Annotated in this window: 9 protein-coding genes; 4 read left to right on the plus strand and 5 right to left on the minus strand. The window is 67.9% G+C overall.

Going from position 1 to position 11,772, the window contains the following annotated elements:
• Positions 1-11: 11 nt before the first annotated feature.
• The gene (locus CJZ78_RS00845) at positions 12-1,355 is read left to right on the plus strand and encodes a glycosyltransferase family 2 protein (RefSeq protein WP_094558997.1); all 1,344 of its coding nucleotides are present in this window, start codon (positions 12-14) and stop codon (positions 1,353-1,355) included.
• Positions 1,356-1,400: 45 nt separating this feature from the next.
• Here the strand turns inward: CJZ78_RS00845 and CJZ78_RS00850 are convergent, their stop codons facing one another.
• From CJZ78_RS00850 to tig, 5 genes are all read right to left on the minus strand, one after another.
• Positions 1,401-3,212 (minus strand): DNA polymerase III subunit gamma/tau, encoded by a 1,812-nt coding sequence (locus tag CJZ78_RS00850; protein WP_094558998.1) that lies wholly within the window; start codon positions 3,210-3,212, stop codon positions 1,401-1,403.
• Between the two features lie 12 nt (positions 3,213-3,224).
• Entirely contained in the window at positions 3,225-3,872 is a 648-nt protein-coding gene (locus CJZ78_RS00855) for a lecithin retinol acyltransferase family protein (RefSeq protein WP_094558999.1), read from the minus strand.
• Between the two features lie 26 nt (positions 3,873-3,898).
• Complete coding sequence (gene clpX / locus CJZ78_RS00860; protein WP_094559000.1) at positions 3,899-5,278, minus strand: ATP-dependent protease ATP-binding subunit ClpX; 1,380 nt, start codon at positions 5,276-5,278, stop codon at positions 3,899-3,901.
• A 78-nt stretch (positions 5,279-5,356) separates the two neighbouring features.
• Positions 5,357-6,004, minus strand: coding sequence for an ATP-dependent Clp endopeptidase proteolytic subunit ClpP (gene clpP / locus CJZ78_RS00865; RefSeq protein WP_094559001.1), 648 nt, complete (start codon positions 6,002-6,004; stop codon positions 5,357-5,359).
• A 58-nt stretch (positions 6,005-6,062) separates the two neighbouring features.
• Complete coding sequence (gene tig / locus CJZ78_RS00870) at positions 6,063-7,499, minus strand: trigger factor (RefSeq protein ID WP_094559002.1); 1,437 nt, start codon at positions 7,497-7,499, stop codon at positions 6,063-6,065.
• A 216-nt stretch (positions 7,500-7,715) separates the two neighbouring features.
• Between tig and CJZ78_RS00875 the strand changes: the two genes are divergently transcribed.
• The 3 genes from CJZ78_RS00875 (at position 7,716) to CJZ78_RS00885 (ending at position 11,757) form a co-directional block, all read left to right on the plus strand.
• Positions 7,716-8,795, plus strand: coding sequence for an aspartate-semialdehyde dehydrogenase (locus CJZ78_RS00875; protein WP_094559003.1), 1,080 nt, complete (start codon positions 7,716-7,718; stop codon positions 8,793-8,795).
• Positions 8,792-9,697, plus strand: coding sequence for a 4-hydroxy-tetrahydrodipicolinate synthase (dapA, locus tag CJZ78_RS00880; protein ID WP_094559004.1), 906 nt, complete (start codon positions 8,792-8,794; stop codon positions 9,695-9,697). Before CJZ78_RS00875 ends, dapA begins: the two co-directional genes overlap by 4 nt.
• A 62-nt stretch (positions 9,698-9,759) precedes the next feature.
• Positions 9,760-11,757: a ribonuclease J gene (locus tag CJZ78_RS00885; protein WP_094559005.1), complete on the plus strand. Its 1,998-nt coding sequence runs from the start codon at positions 9,760-9,762 to the stop codon at positions 11,755-11,757.
• Positions 11,758-11,772: the final 15 nt, after the last annotated feature.

Consider the following 11,772-nt stretch of genomic DNA (forward strand, 5'->3'; position numbering starts at 1 on the left):
CCGGGATCGCCATGGCTGCGGGTGACCGTTCCACCGATCACCGTCGTGGCAAGTCCGCCCTCTTCCTGATCGGTTGTGGCTGGGCGGGCCTGTCCCCCCACTGGCTGGCCGAATCGCTGCGCCTGATTCCCGCCCTCAGCCTGGCGCTGCTGCTGGGCAGCTACAGCTTGCGCACCGTGTTGCTGCAGGCTTTCAGACCCGCGTCTCCCCCTTCCATAGACCCCTCCCATCCGCCTGAGTCGCTGCCGGCGGTGGATGTGGTGGTGGCCGCCCGCGACGAGCAGGCCGTGATCGGCCGGCTGGTGGAGCGCATCGCCCAGCTGCGCTACCCGGAGGGCCAACTGCGGCTCTGGGTGATCGACGACGCCAGCCGCGACCGCACCCCTCAGGTGTTGGCGGAGCTGCAGGAGCGCCATCCTTTTCTGCAGGTGCTGCGCCGGGAGCCCGATGCCGGCGGTGGCAAATCCGGCGCCCTCAACCTCGTGCTGCAGCAATTGCAGGGGCGCTGGATGTTTGTGCTCGATGCCGATGCCGATCTCCAGAGCGACACCCTGGAGCGGCTGATTCCCTACGCCGAGGCGGGTGGCTGGTCGGCGGTGCAGCTGCGCAAGGCGGAGGTGAATGCCAACGCCAACTGGCTCACCCGGGCCCAGGCCATGGAGATGGCCCTGGATGCGGTGATCCAGCAGGGCCGACTGGCGGTGGGCGGTGTGGCGGAGCTGCGGGGCAACGGCCAGTTGCTGCGCCGCGATGCCCTGCTCAGCAGCGGTGGCTTCAACGAGGCCACGGTCACCGACGATCTCGACCTCAGTTTCCGGTTGCTGCTTGATGGTCAGCCGATCGGGATCCTGTGGGACCCGCCGGTGCAGGAGGAGGCCGTGCTCAGCCTGGCGCCCCTGTGGCGCCAGCGTCAGCGCTGGGCTGAAGGCGGCCTGCAGCGCTTCTTCGACTACGGGCCGGGCCTGCTCTCGGATCGGCTTAACGGCACTCAGAAACTCGATCTGGCCAGCTTTTTCCTGCTCCAGTACGTCTTGCCCGTGGTGGCGATCGCCGATCTGCTCGGCGCCGTGCTCACCCGCACCCCACCGACGATCTGGCCCCTGTCGTTTGTGGCCTTCGGTCTGTCGGGCGGCGCGATCCTGGCCGGCTGCCGCCGTCCTTGCGAAGGTCCGGCGCTGCCGGCGATGAATCCCTGGAACCTGGCCCTGGGCATCGCCTATCTGGCCCACTGGTTTGTGGTGATTCCCTGGACCAGCCTGCGCATGGCGCTGTTGCCCAAGACCCTGGTGTGGGTCAAAACCATGCACCTCGGCGAAGACGAGGACACCCCGATCGAGGATCCGGCCACCGCCTGAGCCAGGGGGACCGTTTGAGCCCTGGCTGGTTCAGACCGCCGAGGTTTAGGCCGCCGCTTCGTTGGAGGGAATGCCGTCGAGCGGGCCATCGAGTTCGATCACCTCGCCGTTGAAGAACTCGGCCAGCCGCCTCGCCTTTTTATCGAGGGGGGCGGCCGGAGCTGGAGCCGGAGCGGGGGTTGGAGCAGGCGTTGGAATCGCAGCCGCAGCCGGCTGGGCCATTGGGGTCTGGGCCACCGGCGCTGAGGGACTCATGGCCGCGGGAGTCGGGGTTGGGGCTGGGGCAGGAGTTGCGGCAGGAGCTGGGGGCGCAATCACCCGGGTGACCGCTGGCGCTGGGGCGGCGCTGGGGGGGGGCGTGTGTTCGCCCCCGCCTTCCAAAACCAGCTGCCGCGGGCTGCCCAGGGCCTTGGCCACGGCGGCCTCCAACAGGGAGGCGCGGCTCTGCACCATGGCCATCCAGTTGCCGGCCACCTGCACCACCGCCCGGCGCTCGTCGAGGCGCACCAGCTGGGCCTGCTGGGACAGCAGCATGCGGGTGGAAGGCAGCTCCAGCCCAGCCAGGATCTGTTGCCACAGCTCTGGCAGGTTGGTGGCGTTTTCGGCGGCCGGAGCGACTGCTGGTGCGGCTGCTGGTGGTGCCGGGGTGGCCGGCAGGGGGGCGGCCGCGGCCACGGGAACCGGAATTGGAGCTGGGGCGGGTGCGGGGGTTGATGCAGGCGCGGAGACTGGAGCGGCCATCGGAGCCGCTGTGGCTGTGGCAACCGGTTCGGCCAGCAGGCCTAGCAGCAGCACCTCCAGCCATAGGCGTGGGTTGACGCTGTGGCGCAGCTGCTGCTCGCTGCCCTTGAGCTGGGCCTGCCACTGCAGCAGGCGCGCCTTGCCGATGGCTCGGGCCAGTTCGGGCAGCTCGGCGCGGAACTGGGGCGACACGCTGGTGAGCTCGAGCCGGTCGGGGGCGGTGCCGGCCAGCACCAGATCGCGCAGCAGGCTCACCAGCCCCTGCAGCACCGCGGCGGGCTCCCGGCCCCGCTCCAGCAGCTCCCGGCTGCCCTCCAGCAGGGCGAGGGGTTCGGCGCCAGCCAGGGCCCGGGCCAGCGCCAGCAGCTCCTGCTCTGGCACTGCCCCCAGCAGCTCCCACACCGCCGTGGCCTCGATCGGCGCCGGCAGCAGGCTGAGCTGATCCAGCAGGCTCTCGGCGTCGCGCAGGCCCCCCTGGGCCCGCTGGGCCACCACGTGCAGGGCTTCAGGGGTGATGCCGATCGATTCCTGCTCGGCGATCCAGCCCAGGTGCTGCTCCAGAGCCTGCAGGGGGATGCGGCGGAAATCGAAGCGCTGGCAGCGGCTGAGGATCGTGGGCAGCACCCGCTGGGGGTCGGTGGTGGCCAGCACGAATACCACCCGCGGCGGCGGCTCCTCGAGGGTTTTGAGCAGGGCGTTGAAGGCGGCGGTGGAGAGCATGTGGCACTCGTCCACCACGTACACCTTCCAGCGGGCCTGCACCGGTGCGAAGCGGGAGCGCTCGATCAGCTCGCGGATGTTGTCGACGCCGGTGTTGGAGGCGGCGTCGATCTCGATCACATCGAGGGCATTGCCGGCGGCGATGGAGGTGCACAGCTCGCACACACCGCAGGGCTCAGGCGTGGGCCCATCACTGCCGATGCAGTTGAGCGAGCGGGCCAGGATGCGGGCGCTGGAAGTTTTGCCGGTGCCGCGCGGGCCGCAGAACAGGTAGGCCGGGGCGATTCGGCCGGTGCGCAGGGCGTTGCCCAGGGTGGCGGCGATCGCCTCCTGACCCACCAGCTGGTCGAAGCGCTGGGGCCGGTACTTGTGGTGGAGGGGCTGGTAGCTGGACATCGCCGCTTGAGGTTACTGGTCCTGTCCCGGTTCGAACTGACGCCGCAGCCGCTCTTCCAGTTCTTCCACCTCCGTGAGCCGGTCGGCCAGGTTCTGGGCGGCCAGCCGCAGGCTTTCGAAGCGATCCTGGCCCCAGCGCGCCTCAGCCCGGCTCAGCTCCTCCTCCAGCTTCTGCTGCAGGCTCAGGCGCAGCTGGTCGAGTTGGGCCAGGCTGCGGCGGGCCAGCTCCTTGCCCTGCTCGAATTGGATGTTCTGGCGCAGCAGCAGCCGGGCGCCGGTGAGCACAGCAGCTGGCATCCATTGGCCGAGGGCCAGGGCCCCGAGGCTGCCGGTGCGCAGCCAGTCTTCGACCTGGGCGCTGCGGTGGCGGCCGGTTTTGCACCAGTGGGCGAAGTGCTCGCAGTTGTTGAACAGCAGGTTGTAGTTCTGCTCGCCCAGCCGGCCCATGGCCCGCCGCAGGGTCACTCCGGCTGGCGAGCAGGTGCCTGCGGCGTAGGGCACCGCCGCCATCGGTTCGCCGCGGCTGAACTCAGCCACCGGGCTGCGCAGAATTTCGCGGCCCTCCAGGTAGTGGGCCACGCTGCCGTCGCCCAGGTCGATGCCGTGGTGCAGGAACAGGCCGTGCTGGCGCGGCACCTGCAGGTGGTCGGCGGCGGACATCGGTGCAGGGGCAGCGGGGCCCGGCCTCAGGCGCTGGCCTGTTGGGCTTCGTCGAGGTTGCCGGCGCTCAGCGGCACCACCTTGCCCTTGCTGCGCTGCTCCACCAGCTCCCGGGTCACGGTGAAGGCCTTGACATCCTTGCGGGAGGGCAGGTCGTACATCAGATCGAGCATCAGCTCCTCCACGATGCCCCGCAGGGCCCGGGCGCCGGTCTTGCGGCGGTGGGCCTCGATGGCGATGGCTTCGACGGCCCCCGGTTCGAACTCCAGTTCGACGTTGTCCATGCTCAGCAGCGTCTGGAACTGCTTGACCAGGGCGTCGCGCGGTTCAGTGAGGATGGCCTCCAGGGCGGGCGTGTCGAGGGGTTCGAGCACCGCGCTCACCGGCAGGCGCCCGATGAATTCGGGAATCAGGCCGTAGCGCACCAGGTCTTCGGGTTCGAGGTGGCGCAACACCTCGGCCGCATGGCGATCCTTGCCGCTGCGGGGCCGGCTGCTGCCATCGGCGTTGAGGAAGCCGATGGCGTTGCGGCCCATCCGCTTCTGCACCACATCTTCGAGGCCCACAAAGGCACCGCCGCAGATGAACAGGATCTGGCTGGTGTCGATCTGGATGCAGTCTTGATAGGGATGCTTGCGTCCCCCCTGGGGCGGCACGTTGGCCACGGTGCCCTCCAGCATCTTCAGCAGCGCCTGCTGCACCCCCTCGCCGGACACATCGCGGGTGATCGAGGGGTTTTCGCTCTTGCGGGCGATCTTGTCGATCTCGTCGATGTAGATGATGCCGCGCTGGGCCTGCTCCACATCCAGATCGGCCTTCTGCAGCAGGCGCAGCAGGATGTTTTCCACGTCTTCGCCGACGTAGCCCGCCTCGGTGAGGGTGGTGGCGTCGGCCACCGCAAAGGGCACGTCGAGCATGTCGGCCAGGGTTTGGGCCAGCAGGGTCTTGCCGCAGCCGGTGGGGCCGATCAGCAGGATGTTGCTCTTGTGCAGGCGCGTGGCGGTCTGGTCGGTTTCACCCTTGCCATCGCCCTGCCAGGCCAGACGCTTGTAGTGGTTGTACACCGCCACGGACAGGTTTTTCTTGGCTTCTTCCTGACCCACCACCTGGCGGTCGAGGAAGGCCTTGATCTCCTGGGGCTTGGGCACCTCCGCCAGGGTGGGGGCAGGCTTGGAGGTTTTCTTGGCAGGCGCCTTGCTGCGGCTGGTGTCCGGGGTATGGCGCCCGCCACTGCCACTGCCACCGCTGCTGCCCTGGCCGTCCACCAGTTCCTCATCCAGGATCTCGTTGCAGAGATCGATGCATTCATCGCAGATGTAAACGCCTGGACCGGCGATCAGCTTGCGCACCTGTTCCTGCGACTTGCCGCAGAACGAGCACTTCAGGTGGGCGTCGAACTTGGCCATTCGGGGCGACGACGGGCGGGCAGAGGGCCTGGATCCAGGATCGACGGGAAACGACCGTTCGTCAGCCGACCTTAAGGATCAAACCGGGCCGGAGTCGGTCACAACCCGATCGATGAGGCCGTATTCAACCGCTTCCGCCGGTGAAAGGAAGTAGTCCCGGTCTGTGTCTTCGGTGATCTTTTCGAGCGGTTGGCCGGTGTGCTCGGCCATCAGCCCGTTGAGGGTGTCTTTGAGGAACAGGATTTCCTTGGCCTGGATTTCAATGTCGACGGCCTGGCCCTGGGCGCCGCCGAGGGGCTGGTGAATCATGATCCGGGCGTTGGGCAGGGCGAGCCGCTTGCCCTTGGTGCCACCCGAGAGCAGGAAGGCGCCCATCGAGGCCGCCAGGCCGTAGCAGATGGTCACCACGTCGGGAGCCACCTGCTGCATGGTGTCGTAGATCGCCAGGCCGGCTGTCACCGAGCCGCCGGGCGAATTCACGTAGATCTGGATGTCCTTTTCCGGATCTTCGGCTTCCAGAAACAGCAGCTGGGCCACCAGCGAGTCGGCCACCTGGTCGTCGATGCCAGTGCCCAGGAAGATGATCCGCTCGCGCAGCAGGCGCGAGTAGATGTCGAAGGCGCGATCGCCCTTGCCCGACTGCTCTACCACCGTGGGCAGCACCCCGGGGGAGCCGCTGGGGCTCCAGCTGCTGTGGATGGGATGGCGGATGGTGGCGTCGATCACGCGCGGGGGAGGGCTCGTGGTTGCAATCTATGGGCTTTGACCCGGCACCGGGCCCGGATCAGGCGTCGGTGGTCGCGGCGGCCTTGCTTTCGGTCTTGGTCGCTTTCGCTTTAGCTTTCGCCTTGGGCTTGGCCTGATCACCGCTCTTCGGAGCGTCCTCGGAAGCTTTTTCGGTGATGGTGCTGTTGGCTTCCAGCCACTCCAGCAGCTTGTCGCGCAGCAGGTCGTCGGCCACGGCCAGGCGCAGCCGTTCGGGATCGATGTTGCCCTGCTGGCTGAGGCCGCGGCTGATCTCCTTCACCTTGGCTTCCAGCTCCTGGGCTTCCACCTCGATCTTTTCGGCGGTGGCCAGGGCCTTGAGGGCCAGGCTGCGGCGCAGACGCTCCTCGGCCTCGGGGCGAGAGGTGTCCATCAGGCTGCGCACCAGGTCGGGGGTGAACAGCTTTTTGACGTCCATCCCCTGCTGGGCGATCTGGCCGGCGGTCTGCTCCACCAGGTTGCGGATTTCCTGCTGCACCAGGGTTTCGGGCAGCTCCACCTCGAGCTCCTCCACCAGGGCGGCCAGCAGGGCGTCGTGACGGCTGGCCTTGGCCCGGCGCTCGGCGTCGTCCTTGAGCCTGGTTTCCAGATCGGCGCGCAGCTCCGCCAGGGTGGCTTTGTTGCTGGCCTGCTGGGCGAAGGCGTCGTCGAGGGCGGGCAGCTCCCGGCTTTTGAGGTCTTTGAGGCTGATCTCGAAGCGGGCCGCTCGACCGGCGGCGTCCTCCTGGGGGTAGCTCTCGGGGAACTGGCAGTCGATGGTTTTGCTGTCGCCCACCGCCATGCCGATCACGCCCTCAACGAAGCCCGGGATCATGCGGCCCTCCTCCAGCTCCACCTCCATGGCATCGCTGCTACCGCCGCTGATCGCCTCGTTGGTGTCGGTGTAAACGCCGCTGAAGCTGAGCACCGCCACATCGCCGCTGGCGGCGGGGCGGCCCTCCACCGGCACCAGGGTGGCGAGCTGCTTGCGCGATTGCTCGATCAACTCGTCCACGCGGGCGGGGTCGTAGGCAATCGCTTCGGCCTCGGCCTTGAGCCCCTTGGTGGCCTTGAGGCTGGGGGTTGGCTCGACGTCGAGCTCCAGGGTGATCGTGAGCGCGCTGCCGGGTTCGAAGCGCTCCAGCACGGCCTCAAAGCCTTCGCTCAGCTCGGGCCGGCCGATGGCCGCCACCGGCTCCTGCTCCAGGGCGTCGCGGAAGGCGGCATCCACCAGGTCTTCCAGGGCGGTGGCCCGGATGCGCAGGGGGCCGATCTGCTGCAGCAACACTGGGCGGGGCACCTTGCCCTTGCGGAAGCCGGGCAGCTTGATGCTGCGGCTCAGCTTCTCCACGGCCGCGTCGTAGCTGGCCTGGCTGCGGCCGCCGGGGATGGCCACCTCCAGGGCCACGCGGCTGCCCGGGCGGGGGGTGGCCTTGACGGTCAGCGTGGCGGTGGCGGTGGCGGCGGCAGAGCTCATGGAAAACAGTTGCAGCCCTTTATCCTAGAAACTGACCGTTCCGAGCTCTGAACGCGTATTGTCCGATCGGCGCACGACGAAGGCGATAGCTTCCCAATCAGCGAGGTTTCGGTCTGGTTGCAGGCCTCTTCTTTGCGGCAGCGTCTTGCCCTCGGCACGGGTCCGTTTCAGCCCGCTCCGCTTCCGCCACCAGTTTTTGATTCCAGTCCCGTTCCCTTGACCGCCGCCCAGACCGCCCCTTCCCCCACCCCCACTTCCCTTCCCAACCGACCCCTGCGGGTGGCGGTGTTGGGCGCCACTGGCGCGGTGGGCCAGGAGCTGCTGGAGCTGCTCGACGAGCGGCAGTTCCCCGTGGCGGAGCTGATCCCCTTGGCGTCGCCCCGCTCCGCGGGCCAGAGCCTGCGCTGGCGCGATCAGGCGCTCACGATTCAGCCCGTGGAGGCCTCGGCCTTTGACGAGGTGGATGTGGTGTTGGCTTCGGCCGGGGGTTCGGTGTCGCGCCAGTGGGCCCCGGTGGCGGCGAGCGCTGGTGCCGTGGTGATCGACAACTCCAGTGCCTTTCGCATGGACCCTGAGGTGCCGCTGGTGGTGCCCGAGGTGAATCCGGAGGCCGCCTTCGGCCATCGCGGCATCATTGCCAACCCCAACTGCACCACGATCCTGCTCACCCTGGCCCTGGCTCCCCTGGCGACCAAGCGGGCGATCCGCAGGGTGGTGGTGAGCACCTATCAGAGCGCCAGCGGGGCCGGGGCCCGCGCCATGGAGGAGCTGCGCAACCTCAGCCGCACGGTGCTCGACGGGGGCGAACCGGTGAGTGAGGTGCTGCCCCACTCGCTGGCCTTCAACCTGTTTCTGCACAATTCGCCGCTGCAGCCCAACGGCTACTGCGAGGAGGAGCTCAAGATGGTTAACGAGACCCGCAAGATCATGGGCACGCCCGAGCTGCGGCTCTCGGCCACCTGTGTGCGGGTGCCGGTGCTGCGGGCCCACTCGGAAGCCGTCAACATCGAGTTTCACGAGCCCTTCCCGGTGGATGAGGCCCGGGCCTTGCTGGCGGTGGCGCCCGGCGTGGAGCTGCTGGAAAACTTCGAAGCCAACCGCTTCCCCATGCCCACCGACGTGACCGGGCGGGATCCGGTGGCCGTGGGCCGCATCCGCCAGGACCTCAGTGAGCCCAACGCCCTGGAGCTGTGGCTCTGCGGCGATCAGATCCGCAAAGGTGCCGCCCTCAATGCCATCCAGATCGCCGAACTGCTGATCCAGGGCCCGACAGAAGTGCCAGGAGGTGCCGCTTGAGCCTCGCCCCGGGGTCGTCCGCGCCATTTGGGCGCGTGCTGACGGCGATGGTGACGCCGTTTGCCGCCGATGGTTCGGTGGATCTGGCGCTCACGGCCCGGTTGGCCGAGCACCTGGTGAGCCAGGGGTCCGATGGCTTGGTGGTGTGCGGCACCACCGGCGAGTCGCCCACCCTCAGCTGGGCTGAGCAGCATGCCTTGTTTGCGGCGGTGAAGGGTGCCGTGGGCGGCCGCGCCAAGCTGATTGCCGGCAGTGGCAGCAACTGCACCGCCGAGGCGGTGGAAGCCACCCGGGAGGCGGCGGCCCTCGGTGCCGACGGCGCCCTGGTGGTGGTGCCTTACTACAACAAGCCCCCCCAGGACGGTCTGGAAGCTCATTTCCGCGCCGTGGCCGCGGCGGCTCCTGAGCTGCCTCTGATGCTCTATAACATCCCGGGCCGCACCGGCACCAGCCTGGAGCCGGCCACCGTGGCCCGGCTGCTCGACTGCCCCAACGTGGTGAGCTTCAAGGCCGCCAGCGGCACCACCGAAGAGGTGAGTGCCCTGCGGGCCCTCTGCGGCGACCGCCTTGCCATCTACAGCGGCGACGACACCCTCACCCTGCCGATGCTGGCGGTGGGGGCCGCGGGCGTGGTGAGTGTGGCCAGCCATCTGGCTGGGCCTCAGATCAGCGCCATGATCCGCGCCTTCCTCGCCGGCGATCTGGCCGAGGCCCTTGCCCTGCATGAGCAGCTGTTGCCCCTCTGCAAGGCGCTGTTCTGCACCACCAATCCCATCCCCGTCAAAGCCGCCCTGGAGCTCTGTGGCTGGCCGGTGGGTGCCCCCCGTCTTCCATTGCTTTCTGCCACCGCCGACGTGCGACAACGCCTCTCTGAAACCCTGGCCGCCCTGCGTCCTACCTGACGCCAAGGCTTGAGACCAGTTCCGTTCCGATTGTTTCCATTCCCTAAATCGTTTTTGTTTGTATGACCCATTCCAACGACACCAACCCATCCGGTATCAAGAAGCCGGCCCTGCGGGTGATCCCCCTCGGCGGCCTGCATGAGATCGGCAAGAACACCTGCGTGTTCGAGTACGGCGACGACATCATGCTGGTGGATGCCGGCCTGGCCTTCCCCAGCGATGGCATGCACGGCGTCAACGTGGTGATGCCGGACACCAGTTATCTGAAGGAAAACCAGAAGCGCATCCGCGGCATGATCGTGACCCACGGTCACGAAGATCACATCGGTGGCATTGCCCACCACCTCAAGAACTTCAACATCCCCGTGATTCATGGGCCGCGCCTGGCGCTGGCCATGCTCACCGGCAAGATGGAGGAGGCCGGTGTGACTGACCGCACCATTCTCCAAACCGTCGCCCCCCGCGATGTGGTGAAGGTGGGCCAGCACTTCTCGGTGGAGTTCATCCGCAACACCCACTCGATGGCTGACAGCTTCTCGCTGGCCATCACCAGCCCGGTGGGCACGGTGATCTTCACCGGCGACTTCAAGTTTGACCACACGCCGGTGGATGGCGAAACCTTCGACATGGCCCGCCTGGCCCACTACGGCGACCAGGGCGTGCTCTGCCTGTTCAGCGATTCCACCAATGCTGAGGTGCCGGGCTTCTGCCCCCCCGAGCGCTCGGTGTTCCCAGCGCTGGATCGTCACATCGCCCAGGCGGAAGGCCGGGTGATCATCACCACCTTCGCCAGCTCGATTCACCGGGTGTCGATGATCCTGGAGCTGGCCCTCAAGAACGGCCGCAAGGTGGGATTGCTGGGCCGCTCCATGCTCAACGTGATCGCCAAGGCGCGTGAGTTGGGCTACATGCGCGCCCCTGATGATCTGTTTGTGCCGATCAAGCAGATCCGTGATCTGCCCGACCGCGAAACCCTGCTGCTGATGACCGGTAGCCAGGGTGAGCCGCTCGCCGCCCTGAGCCGCATCTCCCGTGGTGAGCATCCCCAGGTGCAGGTGAAGAGCTCCGACACGATCATCTTCTCGGCCAGCCCGATCCCCGGCAACACCATCTCGGTGGTGAACACCATCGACCGGCTGATGATGCTCGGTGCCAAGGTGGTGTACGGCAAGGGCGAAGGCATTCACGTGTCTGGCCACGGCTTCCAGGAAGACCAGAAGCTGATGCTGGCCCTCACCAAGCCCAAATACTTCGTGCCGGTGCACGGTGAGCACCGCATGTTGGTGGCCCACAGCAAAACCGCCCAATCGATGGGCGTGCCCGCCGACAACATCCTGATCATCGACAACGGTGATGTGGTGCAGCTCAGCCCCGATTCGATCAGCAAGGGCGATCCGGTGAAGGCCGGCATCGAGCTGCTCGATGCCTCCCGCAACGGCATCGTCGATGCCCGGGTGCTGAAGGAGCGCCAGCAGTTGGCGGAAGACGGCGTGATCACCCTGCTGGCCGTGATCAGCACCGATGGGGTGATGGCCGCGCCGCCGCGGGTGAACATCCGCGGTGTGGTGACCACGGCCGATGCCCGCAAGCTCTCGATGTGGGCCGAGCGGGAAATCGGCTGGGTGCTGGAGAACCGCTGGAACCAGCTCTGCCGCAACACCGGCGGCAAGGCTCCCGACGTGGATTGGGTGGGCGTGCAGCGCGAGGTGGAGGTGGGCCTGCAGCGCCGCCTGCGCCGGGAGCTGCAGGTGGAGCCCCTGATCATCTGCCTGGTGCAGCCCGCTCCCGCCGGCACGCCGGCCTATAAGGGCCGCGTCGACGCCGAGCCCGATAGCCGTCCAGCTCCCCGGGGTCGGGGCGGCCGTGATGGAGGCGGCCGTGGCCGCGACGGTGCAGTTCCGGCACCCCAGCGTCAGCTTGCTGCCGTTGGCGCCCCTGCCCCCGCAGCTGCCGCCGCGTCTGCCCCAGCTGTGGCTGTGAAAACACCGGCACCAGCCGAACTCGAGCCCGAACACTCCGGCCGCACCCGCCGCCGCGGCTCCGCCGCCGCCGTGGGCTGAGGCCCCGGTTCAGGC

The organism is Synechococcus sp. 8F6, from assembly GCF_002252665.1.
Classification (GTDB): domain Bacteria; phylum Cyanobacteriota; class Cyanobacteriia; order PCC-6307; family Cyanobiaceae; genus Cyanobium_A.

What these genes read in the sequence shown, in the direction of transcription:
- CJZ78_RS00845 (WP_094558997.1), top strand. Translation starts at nt 12, where the DNA reads ATGGCTGCGGGTGACCGTTCCACCGATCACCGTCGTGGCAAGTCCGCC.
- CJZ78_RS00850 (WP_094558998.1), bottom strand. Translation starts at nt 3,212, where the DNA reads ATGTCCAGCTACCAGCCCCTCCACCACAAGTACCGGCCCCAGCGCTTC.
- CJZ78_RS00855 (WP_094558999.1), bottom strand. Translation starts at nt 3,872, where the DNA reads ATGTCCGCCGCCGACCACCTGCAGGTGCCGCGCCAGCACGGCCTGTTC.
- clpX (WP_094559000.1), bottom strand. Translation starts at nt 5,278, where the DNA reads ATGGCCAAGTTCGACGCCCACCTGAAGTGCTCGTTCTGCGGCAAGTCG.
- tig (WP_094559002.1), bottom strand. Translation starts at nt 7,499, where the DNA reads ATGAGCTCTGCCGCCGCCACCGCCACCGCCACGCTGACCGTCAAGGCC.
- CJZ78_RS00885 (WP_094559005.1), top strand. Translation starts at nt 9,760, where the DNA reads ATGACCCATTCCAACGACACCAACCCATCCGGTATCAAGAAGCCGGCC.